The following is a 14,540-nucleotide window of genomic DNA, read 5'->3' as shown; positions in this document are numbered from 1 at the left end:
ATTCTCAAAGCCAGGGTAGCGGCGAGGATGGCTCCTGCGGCAATCCCCAGCGTGGATCGTAATCGATTTTGGCCAGGTACAGGCCGTCCGGCATGAAGGTGGGCGCAGCCACGTCGCGCGAGCGGCTGGCCAGCACCTCGGCCATCCAGCCCGGCTGGTGGCGCCCGGTGCCGACATACACCAGCGAGCCGACGATGTTGCGCACCATGTGGTGCAGGAAGGCGCTGGCGCGCACGGTGAACACGATCACGTCGCCGTAGCGCTGGATGCCGACTTCGTGCATCAGCTTGACCGGGGTATTGGCCTGGCAGCTGGCGGCGCGGAAGGCCGAGAAATCGTGTTCCCCGACCAGGTGGCGCGCTGCCTCGCGCATGGCGTCCAGGTCGAGCGGGCGGAATACCCACCCTGCCCGGCCGGCCAGCAGCGCCGACGGGGTCGGGTGGTTGTAGAGCACGTAGTGGTAGGTGCGCGAGCGCGCCGAGAAGCGCGCATGGAATTCCAGGCCGTCGAGCTCTGGCTGGGTTTCGTGGGCCCAGCGCACCGCGATCGAATCGGGCAGGAAGGTGTTCACGCCGCGCACCCAGCTCTGGGTGGCGCGGTCGAGCTCAGTGTCGAAGTGGATAACCTGCTCCAGGCCGTGCACGCCGGCGTCGGTGCGGCCGGCACAGGTCGTGGCCAGCGGCGTGCAGGCGAACTTCTCGAGCGCGATCTCGAGCCGGTCCTGGACGGTGTTTCGGTCGGGCTGTTTCTGGTAACCGTTCCAGCCCGTGCCGACGTACTGGAGACCTAATGCGATACGCCTCACGCGAGCAGGGAGCGCATCGAGCTGGCCTTGCTCACCTGTTCGCTGTTGCCACCCTTGATGACTTCATCGAGCAGCTCGCGCGCGCCTTCCTTGTCACCGATTTCCTGGTAGGCGATCGCAAGATCGAGCTTGGTTTCCATTTCCATGTGCTCGGGCGACATCGCCCCCGGCGCCAGGGCTTCGTCCGGCTCCGGCAGCGCGGCATCGGCCACCGCCGCCTGGCTGGTTGCGGGCAGGTCGAGGTCGATGTCGGTCAGGTCGAAGCTTGGCGCGCTTGCAGCTGGGGCGGCATCGTAGGCTGGTGCGGCCATCGGCATCTCCGGCAGCGCGAACGGATCCTCGTCGGACGCGAACTGCTGGTCGAAAGCCTGCGGCGCTTCGCGTGGCGGCTGGGCGGCAGGCGGCGCGTCGAATTCGAAGGGCTCGACGGGAGCCCGGGCCGGCGCCGGTGCAGCCTGGGCATAGTCGGACGGGCTGCCGAAGTCCATGGTATCGAGGTCGAACAGCGGATCGTCCGCCACGCCGGACATTGCCGGCGTGGCGACGATGGCAGGCACCTCGTCGTGGAAGGGCGTGGCCTCGGCCACGGCCGCCGGCGCGGCCGGGGTAGCGGGCAGACCGAAGTCCATCATGTCGAGGTCGAACAGCGGATCCTGCGCGGCGCCCGGGGCCGAAGCCATCGGCACCTCGTCCTCGGTGACGGCAGGCAGCGGCGGCAGCTCGAAGTCGGCGGCCAGGCCGGCCATGTCGACATCCATGCCCGGCGCGTTCATCGCCGTTTGGGCGGCTTGCGCCTGTGGCGCGTCCGGCTCGCCGAAGCCCATGTCGAAGGCGAGGTCGAAGGGTTCTTCGGACGCCGGGGCCGGCGCCGCGGTGATGTCGGCCGGCGTGACCGGGTCGAGCGCGAAATCGAGGTCTGGCACGGCAGTCTCGTCCTGCTCCGGCGAATACGGTCCGCCCATCGCGATCGACCCGCTGCTGCTCACCGGCTCGAAGCTCAAGCCGCCGAGGTCGAAGTCGAGCGCATTGTCTTCGGCGCGCTGCTCGGCCACGGTGTCCGCGGCCGGCACTGCGGTTGCATCCTGGTCATGGTCCATGGCGGCATAAGCCGCGCCACCGGCCAGTGCGGCGCCAGCCGCGCCGGCGCCGAAGCTTGATGCCGGGCCGCCGCTGCGGAAGGCGTCTTCCAGCTGCTGCGAGAGCAGCGACTGCTGGTCGCGTTCCTGTGGGCTTGGCACGTGCGCCACGGGCGCAGCGCCGCTGGCGCTGGCATACAGCGGGTTGCTCGGGTCGATGCTCTGGCCCAGCGCCACCGCCTGCGTCCATTCGTCGCCCTGCCCGCGCGTGATGCCAAACAGTTCGCCGGCCTGGGTCTCAAACGCGCGCGTGTCCTTGCGCGCGGCATAGATCTCAAGCAGCTTCAGGCGCACCGCATGGCGTTCCGGATGGTTGCGCAGGGCTTCCTTCAGGATCTCTTCGGCCTGGGCATCGCGGCCATAGGCGATATAGACGTCGGCTTCGGCCACGGGGTCAACTTCATTGGTGTCGAGCTGCGAAGCCGAGGGCGCGAAGCTCGAGTTGAACACGCTGTTGCTGGTATCGACACTCTGGCCGCCCGCTTCTGCGTATAGCGAGTGCGCCGCCTTGGTCGGCACGCCCAGCATCGAGGGCTCGGCGTCCAGGATGCGTTCGTTGGCTTTCTTTTTCTTGCGGCGCGACAGGCCGAAGGCTGCCAGCAGCAGCACGGCAGCACCGGCGGCGACCAGGTTGATGTTGTCCATCAGCGTGTCGGCCAGGGTCTTTTCCTCGAGCTTGGCTTGTTTCTCCGGCTTGGCCACGGCCTTGTCGGTCGGCTTCGACGCAGGCGCAGGCGTGGTTTCTGCGACCTTTCCGGCGGCGGCGCCTGCAGTCGCACCGGCTGCGGCGCCGACGGCCGCGGCATTCTGGGTGTCGGTCCCGGTACGGCTCTTCACCGTCATCAGCGTTTCCAGCTCGCTGACATTGCGTTCGAGTTCCTTGACTCGGGCCTGGGCCATGGCCAGTTCGCGCTCGCGTGCGATCCGGTCTTCGGCGCTCGCGGTGGCACCCGCGGCGCCGGTAGCGGCCTGGGTCGCCTTCGACAGGCGCAGCTGATCCTGCGATTCGTTCGCCGCGGTCGGGCGCTCCTCGACCTTGGCGGTGATCTTGCCGGTCGCGCTCTGGCCGGCCTGGGGCGTACGCTGGGGCGCGGCGCTGGCCACCTGGCCGGCGAGCTTGTTGCGGTAGGCGTTGAAATCGGCGGCATGGGCCACGACGACGGCATTGGCCTCGCCCTCGCCGCTGCCGCGCAGCGCGCCGGCATCCGGCACGGACAGGATCTGGCCCGACTTCAGGCGGTTCATGTTGTTGCCGATGAAGGCATCCGGATTGGCACGGTAGAGCGACACCAGCATCATGTCGAGCGAGATGTCGGCCGGTTTGAGCCTGGTCGCGATCTTGCCCAGGGTGTCGCCCGGGCGCACGCGGTAGCTCGACGGGGCATCGACGGCCGGCGTGGCGCGCGGGCTTGGGGCTGCCGCCTCGCGGCGCGGCTCCTGCACTGGGGCCGGCTGCGCCGTCGCGGCGCGCGGCTGGGCCGCAGCAGCAGCGGGCGCCATGGCGGCTGCCGGGCGCGGGGTCTCGGCGGCGACCTGGGCCGGCTGGGTGGCGCGCAGTTCGGCCGGGTCGAGCAGGAAGGTGTATTCGCGTACCAGGCGGCCGTTATTCCACGACAGCTCGAGCAGCATGTCGACGAAAGGTTCGTTCAGCGGCTGCGTCGAGCTCACGCGGATGAACTGGCGGCCGGCGCGGGTCTCGACGTTGAAGCGTAGCGACAGGAGCGCCGGGTTGAATTCGATATTCGCCGCGCGGAAGGCTTCCGGCGAGGCCAGTTTCACTGCCAGGCTGGACGCATCTTCGCCCGCCGTCGTCGTCAGTTCGATCTCGGCGCGCAGCGGCTGGCCGAGGGCCGACAGCACCGACAGCTTGCCGAGGCCGGCAGCAGAGGCGGCAGGCGACAGGAGCACGGCACTGGCAACTGCCGCGGTGACTGTTTTCAGCGCAAACGCCATGAGCGCAGGACGGTGAGGAAGGTGCATAATTGGCAGTGAAATAGTTGACTCTGGGCAAGAAACTCCCCGGGAGTCTCAACATATCATCATGCTCTGGAGCATGCAAGCTCTCCGCGCACAACTCCTTCCCGCGAGAAGGGAAGTGTGGCCAGATTGGCGGAAAAACCGCCGGCCGATGATGTTTCAATATGGTCCTGCGACAAGGCCGCGAAACCCGGCGCGGGCGCATGGCTGCGCCCGCCTGTTTCTACATCATTTGTCGAGCACGATGCGCAGCATGCGGCGCAGCGGCTCGGCCGCGCCCCACAGCAGCTGGTCGCCGACGGTAAAGGCCGACAGGTAGTCGCCGCCCATCGACATCTTGCGCAAGCGTCCCACGGGGATGCTCAAGCCACCGGTGACGGCAGCCGGCGATAGCTCAAGCATCGAGGCTTCGCGCGTGTTCGGCACGACTTTCACCCACTGGTTGTGCGAGGCAATGATGTCGTTGATCTCGTCGAGCGGCACATCCTTGGTGAGCTTGATGGTCAGCGCCTGCGAATGGCAGCGCATGGCGCCGATGCGCACGCACAGGCCGTCCACCGGGATCGCGCGGGAGCCAAAACCTTCGCCACGGCCCAGGATCTTGTTGGTCTCGGCGCCGGCCTTCCATTCTTCCTTCGACTGGCCGTTGCCCAGGTCCTTGTCGATCCACGGGATCAGGTTGCCGGCCAGCGGAACGCCGAACTGCTTCGTTTCGTCCGCGCTCAAGCCATGCTGGGTCGCCAGCACGGTGCGGTCGATCTCGAGGATGGCCGAAGCCGGATTGTCGAGCAGCGGCTTGACGGCGCCGTTGATGGTGCCGAACTGGGTGAGCAGCTCGCGCATGTGCTGGGCGCCGCCGCCGGACGCCGCCTGGTAGGTCATGGAAGTCATCCACTCCACCAGGCCCTGCTCGAACAGGCCGCCCAGGCCGATCAGCATGCAGGACACCGTGCAGTTGCCGCCAATGTAGTTCTTCACGCCGCGCGACATGGCGTTCTTGATAACGTCCCTGTTGACCGGATCGAGCACGATGACCGCGTCATCGTTCATGCGCAGGGTCGAGGCGGCGTCGATCCAGTAGCCGTTCCAGCCGCTGGCGCGCAGCTGCGGGAAGACTTCGCTGGTGTAGTCGCCGCCCTGGCAGGAAATGATGATCTCGCATTTGCTCAGTTCAGCGATGTCGCTGGCGCTTTTCAAGGTCGTTTCGTTCTTCGCCATGCCTGGCGCGGCGCCGCCCGGGTTCGAGGTGGTGAAGAACACCGGCTCGATGTGGTCGAAATCGCCCTCTTCCTGCATGCGCTGCATCAGGACCGAACCCACCATGCCGCGCCAACCTACCAGGCCTACTAAAGTCATTGTCTTCTCTCAGGTATCAAAATTTGCGAATATTTTACTGGAGGGCGGCGACCACCGCGTCGCCCATCTCCCGGGTGCCGACCTTCTTGGTGCCCGCTTCAAAAATGTCGGGGGTGCGCAGGCCCTGGGCCAGCACGCGCTTGACGGCCGCCTCGATGCGCTCGGCCTGATCAACGCGGCCGAAAGTAAAGCGCAACATCATCGCGCTAGACAGGATGGTCGCGAGCGGATTGGCCACGCCCTTGCCCGCGATGTCCGGCGCCGAACCGTGCGAAGGCTCGTACAGGCCCTTGTTATTGGCATCGAGCGAGGCCGAGGGCAGCATGCCGATCGAACCGGTCAGCATGGCCGCGGCGTCGGACAGGATGTCGCCGAACATGTTGCCGGTGACAAGGACGTCGAATTTTTTCGGCGCGCGCACCAGCTGCATGGCCGCGTTATCGACATACATGTGCTCGAGCTCGACGTCCTGGTATTCCTGATGGACGCTTGTCACGACGTCGCGCCAGAACTGGAAGGTCTCCAGCACATTGGCCTTGTCGACGCTGGTCACGCGGCGGTCGCGCTTGCGCGCGGCCTGGAAGGCGACGTGGGCGATGCGGCGGATCTCGCCCTCGGCGTAGCGCATCGTGTCGAAGCCTTCGCGCTGGCCCTTGAACGGGCCGTCGGGGCATTCGCGCACGCCGCGCGGCTTGCCGAAATAGATGTCACCGGTGAGTTCGCGGATGATCAGGATGTCCAGGCCGGCGACCACTTCGGGCTTCAAGGTGGAGGCGCCGGCCAGCTCCGGATACAGGATGGCCGGGCGCAGGTTGGCGAAGAGGCCGAGTTCGCGGCGCAGTCCGAGGATCGCCTGCTCGGGACGCAGCGCGCGCTCGAGCGTGTCGTACTGGTAGTCGCCCACCGCCCCGAACAGCACCGCGTCGGCTTGTTTCGCCAGCTTCAGGGTGCTATCCGGCAGCGGGTGGCCATGGGCGGCATACCCGGCGCCACCAACCTGCGCCGTCTCCATCTCGAACGGCTCGCCCAGTGCGTTCAGCACCTTCACGGCCTCGCTCATGATCTCGGGGCCGATGCCGTCACCCGGCAGGATTGCGATTTTCATGCAGACTCTTTCAGATCGTGTTGGCCAGCCAGGGCTGGGCCGCCAGGTGGCCTTGCTCGAAGCTGCGGATCTCGTCGGCATGGCGCAGGGTCAGGCCGATATCGTCCAGGCCGTTGAGCAGGCAGTATTTGCGGAAGTCGTCGATGGCAAAGCCGTAGGACAGGCTGCCGTCCTTCGAACCGATGCGCTGCTGCTCCAGGTCGACCACGAGGCTGAAGCCGGGCGTGTTTTCCACTGCCTGGAACAAATCCTCGACCGCATCTTCCGGCAGCACGACCGGCAGCAGGCCGCTCTTGTAGCAGTTGTTGAAGAAGATATCGGCGAAGCTCGGCGCGACGATGGCGCGGAAACCATACTGCTGCAGGGCCCAGGGCGCGTGCTCGCGCGAGGAGCCGCAGCCGAAGTTCTTGCGCGCCAGCAGGATCGAGGCGCCGGCATAGCGCGACTGGTTCAGCACGAAGTCCGGGTTCAGTGGACGGTTCGTGCAATCCTGGCCCGGCTCGCCGTGGTCGAGGTAGCGCCACTCGTCGAACAGGTTGGGGCCGAAGCCGGTGCGGCGGATCGACTTCAGGAACTGCTTCGGGATGATGGCGTCGGTATCGACATTGGCGCGGTCCAGCGGCGCTACCAGTCCTTCGTGTACGGTGAATTTGTCCATCTGCCTTGCCCCTCAGTTGTCCTCTGTTGCCCCGTGCGGGTGTCGTCTTATTTGCCGCCGGCGCCGGTGACGACCTGGCCGACCTTCTGCACATCGCGGCCGAAGCCCGAGATAGTGTTGCAGCCGGTGAGGACAAATGCGGCGAGTGCTGCGAGTGCGATGACTTTTTTCATGATGATCCTGTGGTTCGGTGGAACGGTTAAAACGGTATTAACGTATCAAAGTGCGCGTACGTCGACAAAGTGGCCGGCGATTCCTGCGGCCGCCGCCATGGCCGGCGAGACCAGGTGGGTGCGGCCGCCTTGCCCCTGGCGTCCTTCGAAGTTGCGGTTCGAGGTCGAGGCGCAGCGTTCGCCCGGCTCGAGACGGTCGGCGTTCATGGCCAGGCACATCGAGCAGCCCGGCTCGCGCCATTCGAAACCGGCATCGATGAAGATACGGTCCAGTCCTTCGCGCTCGGCCTGCTCTTTCACCAGGCCGGAGCCCGGCACTACCATCGCCAGCTTGACGCTGGCGGCGCGCTGGCGGCCGCGCACCACGTCGGCTGCCGCGCGCAGGTCTTCGATGCGCGAATTGGTGCAGGAGCCGATGAAAACCTTGTCGATCGCAATCTGCTCGATTGGCGTGTTCGGCGCCAGGTCCATGTAGGCCAGCGCCTTTTCCATCGCGCCGCGCCGCACGGCGTCCGGCTCGATGCTCGGGTCGGGCACGCGGCCGTCCACCGAAGTGACCATCTCGGGCGAGGTGCCCCAGGTGACCTGCGGGCGGATCCTGGACGCGTCCAGGCTGACGACGGTGTCGAACACCGCGCCTTCGTCGGACCGCAGGGTACGCCAGTAAGCGACGGCCTGCTCCCATTGTTCGCCCTTGGGCGAGAACGGGCGGCCTTTCACGTAGTCGATGGTGGTGTCATCCACCGCGACCATACCGGCGCGGGCGCCCGCTTCGATCGCCATGTTACAGACCGTCATGCGGCCTTCCATCGACAGCGCGCGGATGGTGGAACCGCCGAATTCGATGGCATAACCCGTGCCGCCGGCCGTGCCGATCTCGCCGATCACTGCCAGCACGATGTCCTTGGCGGTCACGCCCGGCCCCAAGCTGCCTTCAACCTGCACCAGCATTGCCCTGGATTTCTTCGCCAGCAGGGTTTGCGTGGCCAGCACGTGCTCGACTTCAGAGGTGCCGATGCCATGCGCCAGACAGCCGAAGGCGCCGTGGGTCGAGGTGTGCGAATCGCCGCAGACCACGGTCATGCCAGGCAAGGTGGCGCCCTGCTCCGGGCCGATCACGTGGACGATGCCCTGGCGCTTGTCGTTCATGTTGAAATACGTCAGACCGAAGCTCCTGGCGTTGGCGTCCAGCGTCTCGACCTGCAGGCGCGAAGTCGGGTCCGCGATGCCCTGGGCACGATCGGTGGTCGGCACGTTGTGGTCGGCCACGGCCAGGTTGGCGGACGTGCGCCATAGCCCCCGTTCCGCTTCGCGCAGGCCTTCGAAGGCCTGAGGGCTGGTCACTTCATGCACCAGGTGGCGGTCGATGTAGAGGACAGTGGTGCCATCGGCGTCGGCACGCACGACATGGGAATCCCAGAGTTTGTCGTAGAGCGTTTTTTGCATGGTCAATCCGTAAGCGCGCACCGCTTGTGCGGAGCCGGATTTTGATTATGCCATAATTGTGCAGTGCCGCACCAAGAGGGGGCGGCGCATTTTTCTGCCAATCAATACGATCTCATGCAAATATAATTTGCACAGGCAAGTCGGGATGCAAATAAAAAAAGCCTGCGCGGCTTGCACAGGCTTTTGTATGCGCTTTTGTCACGCTACGGGTGGATAACCCGTATTGCGCAGTGCGGCAGGGTGGTCGGCTCCGCCGACAACCCTACGCAGCCAATCGCACATTGCCGCGGCACCCATCCATCAGGAAGGACAGCCCCACCACCAGCACCAGCTCGCCCTCGGCCGAACGCGCGGTACCGGTAATGCCTTCGACGCTGAGCGCCGTCATCGGCTTGATCACCAGGTCGGCCGTGCCATCCACCGCTTCCACCGCCAAAATATATGGCTGTGGTGCGTTGATGACGATGCCGACGCGTTCCGAGCAGGCTTCGTAACCCAGCGCCGCGGCAAGGGAGCGCACCGGCAGCGGGCGGCCCTGGTCTTTCAGCACCGGGGCGCCGCCGACGCACTGGAACTCTTCCGGCAGCTCGACCACGCGCTCGACGACGGCCATCGGCAGCGCCAGCGAGGCGCTCGAGGTCGACACCAGCATGGTCGGGACGATCGACAGTTCGATCGGCAGGCGGATCGCGAACTTGGTGCCGTGGCCCAGCGAGGAATCGATGCGGATCGCGCCGCGGTTCTTTTCCACCGCCGTTTTCACGACGTCCATGCCCACACCGCGGCCCGAGACCGAGGACGCGACTTCCTTGGTCGAGAAGCCCGGCAGGAACACGAGTTGATAAGCGTCTTCGTCGCTCTGGGCGCCGTTCTCGCCGATCAGGCCCTTGTCGACTGCCTTCTTGCGCAGCTTGATCGGGTCCATGCCCTTGCCGTCGTCCTGCAGCACGATCATGACGCTGTTGGCTTCCTGCCAGGCTTTCAGCAAAATGAAAGCCTTGGCCGGCTTGCCGGCGGCGACACGTTCTTCCGGCGACTCGACACCGTGGTCGAGCGCATTGCGCAGCATGTGCACCAGCGGGTCGTACAGGCTGTCCACCACGACGCGGTCGACTTCCGTCTCGGCGCCTTCGATGGTCAGCTCGACGTCCTTGCCGAGGTCCTTGGCCAGCTCGCGCACCAGGCGCGGGAATTTCTGGAACAGGCGGCCCACCGGCTGCATGCGGGTCGCCAGCGTGGCGCGCTGCAGTTCGGCCGAATAGCGCGAGGCGCGTTCCAGCGTTTCGGTCAGCGTAGCCATCAAAGCGGCGGCCGGGCCTTCGAACTTGAACTGCTGCAGGCGCTCGAGCAGCACGGCGGCCTGGTTGGCAGCCTGCACCGATTCGCCCGCCACTTCCAGTAGCGCATCGAGCTTGACCGCATCGATACGGATGCTTTCGTCTTTCGCAGGCGCCGCGGCGGCACGTGCATCGGCCACCTTGTCGCTGCGGCGATCGACGCCATCCCAGCCGCTCGCGCGTGCCGGCGCTGCGGCCTCGCCCTGCGCTGCGGGTGCGGCAGCAGCGGCAACCGGTGCGTCCGCGGCGCCGGCCGTCACGGCGATGGCACTGCCGGCCGGCACCACGGCGTTGTACATCGCGGTCCAGTCCAGGCCATCGTCGCCGACGGCAGCTGCGGCCGGCGCTGCTGCCACCGCGACCGGCGCGGCAGCGGCAGGCGCCGGTGCTGCCGCAGGTGCAGCGGCCGCGGCTGCCTTGCCTTCGATCGCGTCCGTCAGTATGCGCTCAAGGGCGGCCGGCATTTGCGCCAGGCCTTCCGGCGGCGTGCCGTTGTTCAGGTCATTGAGCTGGTCGGCCACGAAGCCCGAGGCTTCCAGCGCTGCTTCGATCGCCAGCGGCGTGACCGGCGCCTGGCCGGTACGCAGGGCGTCGAACAGGTTCTCGGTCAGGTGGCAGGCGGCGACCAGCGCGGGCAGGCCCATGAAACCGGCGCCGCCCTTGATGGTGTGGAAGGAGCGGAACACCGCATTGAGCGTTTCCTTGTTGTCCGGATCGCGTTCGAGGCGCAGCAAATGTTCTTCAACATTTACTGCAAGGTCCATCGCCTCGACGACGAAGTCCTTGAGCATATCGTCCATTAAAACCCCAGATCGGCGAGAAGGTCGTCAACGTTGTCCTGGTTCAGTGCCGACTCCGGCACTGACGGGCCCGACATCAGCGGCGCCGGTGGCGGCGGCGCTTCTTTCTTGGCCAGCTTTTCCTTCAGGTCGGCCGGTGCGTGGTCGCGCAGCAGCTGCGCCAGTTCCGATTCCACGGTCTGGGTGATCTTGACCACTTTCTTGATCAGCTGACCGGTGATGTCCTGGAAGTCCTGGGCCATCATGATCTCTAGCAGGCGCGCCTTTTCGGCTTCGGTCGCTTCGCTCACGGTGGCGGCGAACTGGCGCGAGTCGCCGGCCAGGGCCTTGAATTCGTCCAGGCTCAGCTTGCCCGAATACAGGTCGGCCCAGCGCGTTTCCATGTCCTTGGCCTGCTTCGACAGCAGGTCCTGGGCCGGCATGCCGTCGTCCAGGGTATTGAGCACCTTGTTGGCGGCCTGTTCGGTCAGTGTGGCGACATATTCCAGGCGGTCCTGGGCATCGACGATGGCCGACGAGGCTTCGGTCAGCGCCTTGTCGTAGCCCAGTTCGCGCAGCGAATCGTGCAGCAGGCGCACGATGCCGCCGAGGCGTTCGAACATGCCGCTATGCTCGCCGTCGGCAGCGGCGGCGGCGCTCGCGGCGCCGGCCTGGGCTGGTGCGGCTACCGGTGCTGCCGGTGCGGCGGCTACCGGAGCGGCGCTGGAGGCCACCTGGTCGAACAGCGACTCGAGGTCGTCTTCGTCAATGGCGGGAGCGGCGGCGGCAGACGCGGCAGGCGCCGGGGCGGCAGCAGGCGCACTGGCGCGCTGGGCCGCCACTTCCTCGAATAGTGCGTCGAAATCGTCAGCGGCGTCAGTCATAATCCCTGCTTCTCCATGGTGTTTGGTTCGCGATGTGCGTGTGCGTCGGTGTGTACTGCGGCCATCCGGTCCGCGCAAAGGCGCAATGTGACAGATGGTGAGAGTCTGCACGGGAGTGTAGCAGCGTGGTTGCCGTAGGTAAATGTCGGCGAAGGCAACGCAACAAAATGGACAAGGAATCTTAATTCCGCGACAATCAAAATGCCCGGTTCCTGAGTGTTTACACAAGCTTGGTGTTGTTTTTCGTAATCGCGATCGTTTGTTTCTTGCATGTGGTCGTGCGCCGAGGAGGCGGCCTGATGTTTGATCGAGCTCAACAGTTTGCGTTCCCGCAATAGCCGCCACGTCCCGGACAGCCCAGAATGGCGTGGCCATTGGAGGAGTCAACCATGTATCGCAAAATCCTGATCACTACCGACGGCTCGGCCGTGTCGCAGCACACGGCCTGCGCCGGTGTCAAATTTGCGCAACAGATGGGCGCCGAAGTGCTGGCCCTGTTCGTCGCGCCCGATTACCAGTATCCCGTGTACGTGGAGATCATTCCGCCGTCCTACCCCAGTGAAGAAGAATACATCGCCCAGATGCGCCGCCTGGGCGAGGAATACATGGGCAAGATCATGCGCTCGGCCGAGAATGCCGGCCTCAAGCATGCCTGCGTGACCGCCTTCTCCGATACCGCTGCCCTCAAGATCGTCGACGTTGCCGAACAAGAGGGCTGCGACCTGATCTTCATGGGCTCGCACGGCCGCAGCGGCTGGGGCCAGCTGCTGCTGGGCAGCGTCACCAACAAGGTGTTGTCGCACACGGCCAAGCCGGTGCTGGTACACCGCCTGATCAGCGAGCCGGCCGCCACATGAGGGCCGCCGCCCGTCATCGGCCGCCGGGAAAGGCCCAGGCCCGGGCACCGGCCTGCGGCCGGATAGCATTCAATGACAATTTGTTTTGTAATACTGTGTTAGCCTTTGCTGCTTACTATCGCTTCCCGCTGGAAGGGTGATTCATGATTAGAATTGTCATTGCCGACGACCACACCATCATGCGCGAGGGCCTCAAGCGCATCCTCGACGGCGCGCCGGATATCGAGATTGCCGGCGAGGCCACCAATGGCTTCGAAGTGCTGGCCCAGGTGCGCCAGGGCGGATTCGACCTGCTGCTGCTCGATCTGTCGATGCCGGGCCGCAGCGGGGTCGACCTGATCCGCCAGGTGCGCAGCGAAGCGCCCAAGCTGGCGATCCTGATCCTGACCATGCACGAAGAAGAGCAATACGCGGTGCGCGCGATCCGCGCCGGCGCCCAGGGCTACCTGACCAAGGAAAGCGCGGGCACGCAACTGGTGGGGGCGATCCGCAAGGTGGCCTCGGGACGCCCTTATATTAGTACCGAGGTAGCCGAGCAGCTGGCGCTGAACATCATGGCGCCGAATGAACAATTGCTCCATAAACAGCTGTCAGACCGCGAATTCGAGGTATTTTCGCTACTCGTCGGCGGCAAGTCGATCACGGAAATTGCGAATGGCCTGCACCTGTCGGTCAAGACCGTCAGCACCCACAAGACCCGCATCATGCAAAAGATGGGCATGACGTCCTTGTCGGAGATGGTGCAATACGCGGTCGCCCACCGCCTGCTCTCGCCAATGAACGCATAGGACAAACAGCTTTAGACAAGCCGCCGCGGTTTTTGTGCCACTCTCGGGCGCAAACCGTCGGCTGCGCCCTGCCCTTGCCCTTCCCCGCATTTCCTGCTCCTGCCCCGCCTCTCCCTCTGGCGTTACTGTCGGGCGTCAGACGATTCCTACAAAGCCGTAATCCCTCCTACCTACATTTTCAGTAGCCGCTGATATCCGTGCCGGACTCGTGTTGGCATACTGAATTCAACGTTTCGACTTGCCTGCGATCCAAGTCCCAGCGTGAGCCAGCCTGCGGCGAGGTCCGCCTCTACAGTGCCGGTTGGGTCTCCGCCCTGTGGTCGCCGCCTGAAACCCAAGATTTTTTACCTGGAGATGAGCATGCAGTCCCAGCCAACGTCAGAACAACGCAACGTCAATACGCCTACCCTGCATTCCCCCATGGAAGCTGGCCGCCAGCGCCAGGGACGTCTCTGGTCCAACCTCAAGGAAGTCTGCGACCTGCTGCGCATCCCTGCCAGCGTATCGGTCACCTCGGAAGAACTGCTGTTCCAGCACGTGCAATTCAAGACCGGCCAGCGCGTCCACACCATCGGCCAGGCCTTCGACACCCTCTACATCGTCAACTCTGGCTTCCTCAAGACCGTGCTCATCGACGAGTTCGGCAACGAGCAGGTGCTGAGCTTCCCCATGAAGGGTGACATGCTCGGCGTCGACGGCATCCACACCCGCCACTACGCTTCCGAAGCTGTCGCGCTGTCGGACTGCGACCTGATCCTGCTGCCGTTCAAGAAGCTCACCGCCCTCGGCCGCGTGCACGCGGAACTCGAAAACATGATGTACGGCGTCATGAGCCGCGAACTCGTGCGCGAGCAGACCATGATCGGCATGCTTGGCGCCCTGTCGGCCGAAGCGCGGGTGGCCCGCTTCCTGGTCTCGCTGGCCGACCGCTTCGCCGCAATGGGCTATTCCAGCAAGCTGTTCAACCTGCGCATGACCCGCCACGAGATCGGCAGCTACCTGGGCCTGACCCTGGAAACGGTCAGCCGCACGCTGTCGGCCTTCAACGAAATCGGCCTGATCACCGTCGACCAGCGCACCATCGGCATCAAGGATGCCGAAGCGCTCAAGACCCTGCGCCGCCTGCCGCCATCGCGCTCGCGCACCAAGGGCGCGGCCAAGAAAGCCGAGCTCGACCAGGCCGGCGACAGTCAGGTGCTGGCGACTGCCTGAACTCCCCGCCAATAATAAAAAGGCCGG

At 65.3% G+C, this 14,540-nt stretch carries 12 protein-coding genes; 3 read left to right on the top strand and 9 right to left on the bottom strand.

The genetic code is table 11. The annotated features are described in order from the left end of the window. Positions 1-4: 4 nt before the first annotated feature. The 9 genes from truA to AC56K1_RS12505 all read right to left on the bottom strand — a co-directional run bounded on the left by truA (position 5) and on the right by AC56K1_RS12505 (position 11,656). Positions 5-805 (bottom strand): tRNA pseudouridine(38-40) synthase TruA, encoded by an 801-nt coding sequence (gene truA / locus AC56K1_RS12545; RefSeq protein WP_497158172.1) that lies wholly within the window; start codon positions 803-805, stop codon positions 5-7. After that, on the bottom strand, positions 802-3,921 hold the full coding sequence (locus tag AC56K1_RS12540; RefSeq protein WP_497158171.1) for a motility hub landmark protein FimV: 3,120 nt from the start codon (positions 3,919-3,921) through the stop codon (positions 802-804). The genes truA and AC56K1_RS12540 overlap by 4 nt, the downstream gene beginning before the upstream one ends. Positions 3,922-4,146: 225 nt before the next feature. Next, the gene (gene asd, locus AC56K1_RS12535) at positions 4,147-5,274 is read right to left on the bottom strand and encodes an aspartate-semialdehyde dehydrogenase (protein ID WP_497158170.1); all 1,128 of its coding nucleotides are present in this window, start codon (positions 5,272-5,274) and stop codon (positions 4,147-4,149) included. Positions 5,275-5,308: 34 nt separating this feature from the next. Further along, on the bottom strand, positions 5,309-6,379 hold the full coding sequence (leuB, locus tag AC56K1_RS12530) for a 3-isopropylmalate dehydrogenase (protein WP_497158169.1): 1,071 nt from the start codon (positions 6,377-6,379) through the stop codon (positions 5,309-5,311). A 10-nt stretch (positions 6,380-6,389) separates the two neighbouring features. After that, positions 6,390-7,037 carry a 3-isopropylmalate dehydratase small subunit gene (gene leuD / locus AC56K1_RS12525; protein ID WP_497158168.1) on the bottom strand — a complete coding sequence of 216 codons (648 nt, stop codon included), beginning with the start codon at positions 7,035-7,037 and terminating at the stop codon, positions 6,390-6,392. Between the two features lie 47 nt (positions 7,038-7,084). Next, complete coding sequence (locus tag AC56K1_RS12520; protein WP_497131926.1) at positions 7,085-7,210, bottom strand: entericidin A/B family lipoprotein; 126 nt, start codon at positions 7,208-7,210, stop codon at positions 7,085-7,087. Positions 7,211-7,255: 45 nt separating this feature from the next. Continuing rightward, positions 7,256-8,656, bottom strand: coding sequence for a 3-isopropylmalate dehydratase large subunit (gene leuC, locus AC56K1_RS12515; RefSeq protein WP_497158167.1), 1,401 nt, complete (start codon positions 8,654-8,656; stop codon positions 7,256-7,258). Positions 8,657-8,918: 262 nt separating this feature from the next. Then, positions 8,919-10,793 (bottom strand): chemotaxis protein CheA, encoded by a 1,875-nt coding sequence (locus tag AC56K1_RS12510; RefSeq protein WP_497158166.1) that lies wholly within the window; start codon positions 10,791-10,793, stop codon positions 8,919-8,921. Next, positions 10,793-11,656 (bottom strand): protein phosphatase CheZ, encoded by an 864-nt coding sequence (locus tag AC56K1_RS12505; RefSeq protein WP_497158165.1) that lies wholly within the window; start codon positions 11,654-11,656, stop codon positions 10,793-10,795. The genes AC56K1_RS12510 and AC56K1_RS12505 overlap by 1 nt, the downstream gene beginning before the upstream one ends. A 389-nt stretch (positions 11,657-12,045) precedes the next feature. Here AC56K1_RS12505 and AC56K1_RS12500 point away from each other — a divergent pair, with 389 nt between their 5' ends. The 3 genes from AC56K1_RS12500 (at position 12,046) to AC56K1_RS12490 (ending at position 14,513) form a co-directional block, all read left to right on the top strand. Further along, positions 12,046-12,513 carry a universal stress protein gene (locus AC56K1_RS12500; protein ID WP_497158164.1) on the top strand — a complete coding sequence of 156 codons (468 nt, stop codon included), beginning with the start codon at positions 12,046-12,048 and terminating at the stop codon, positions 12,511-12,513. A gap of 143 nt (positions 12,514-12,656) precedes the next feature. Next, positions 12,657-13,301, top strand: coding sequence for a response regulator (locus AC56K1_RS12495; RefSeq protein ID WP_497158163.1), 645 nt, complete (start codon positions 12,657-12,659; stop codon positions 13,299-13,301). A gap of 420 nt (positions 13,302-13,721) precedes the next feature. Further along, positions 13,722-14,513, top strand: a complete 792-nt coding sequence (locus tag AC56K1_RS12490; RefSeq protein ID WP_489873594.1) for a Crp/Fnr family transcriptional regulator — start codon at positions 13,722-13,724, stop codon at positions 14,511-14,513. Positions 14,514-14,540 lie beyond the last annotated feature (27 nt).

The organism is Telluria sp. ZB4P37, from assembly GCF_059685855.1.
The sequence above is the reverse complement of the archived record's forward strand: the minus strand, read 5'-3'. Positions and strand labels throughout refer to the sequence as shown.

Coding starts and splice junctions, on each gene's coding strand:
- leuD (WP_497158168.1), bottom strand. CDS start 7,037: ATGGACAAATTCACCGTACACGAAGGACTGGTAGCGCCGCTGGACCGC.
- leuB (WP_497158169.1), bottom strand. CDS start 6,379: ATGAAAATCGCAATCCTGCCGGGTGACGGCATCGGCCCCGAGATCATG.
- AC56K1_RS12540 (WP_497158171.1), bottom strand. CDS start 3,921: ATGCACCTTCCTCACCGTCCTGCGCTCATGGCGTTTGCGCTGAAAACA.
- leuC (WP_497158167.1), bottom strand. CDS start 8,656: ATGCAAAAAACGCTCTACGACAAACTCTGGGATTCCCATGTCGTGCGT.
- AC56K1_RS12520 (WP_497131926.1), bottom strand. CDS start 7,210: ATGAAAAAAGTCATCGCACTCGCAGCACTCGCCGCATTTGTCCTCACC.
- AC56K1_RS12505 (WP_497158165.1), bottom strand. CDS start 11,656: ATGACTGACGCCGCTGACGATTTCGACGCACTATTCGAGGAAGTGGCG.
- AC56K1_RS12495 (WP_497158163.1), top strand. CDS start 12,657: ATGATTAGAATTGTCATTGCCGACGACCACACCATCATGCGCGAGGGC.
- asd (WP_497158170.1), bottom strand. CDS start 5,274: ATGACTTTAGTAGGCCTGGTAGGTTGGCGCGGCATGGTGGGTTCGGTC.
- AC56K1_RS12500 (WP_497158164.1), top strand. CDS start 12,046: ATGTATCGCAAAATCCTGATCACTACCGACGGCTCGGCCGTGTCGCAG.
- AC56K1_RS12510 (WP_497158166.1), bottom strand. CDS start 10,793: ATGGACGATATGCTCAAGGACTTCGTCGTCGAGGCGATGGACCTTGCA.
- AC56K1_RS12490 (WP_489873594.1), top strand. CDS start 13,722: ATGGAAGCTGGCCGCCAGCGCCAGGGACGTCTCTGGTCCAACCTCAAG.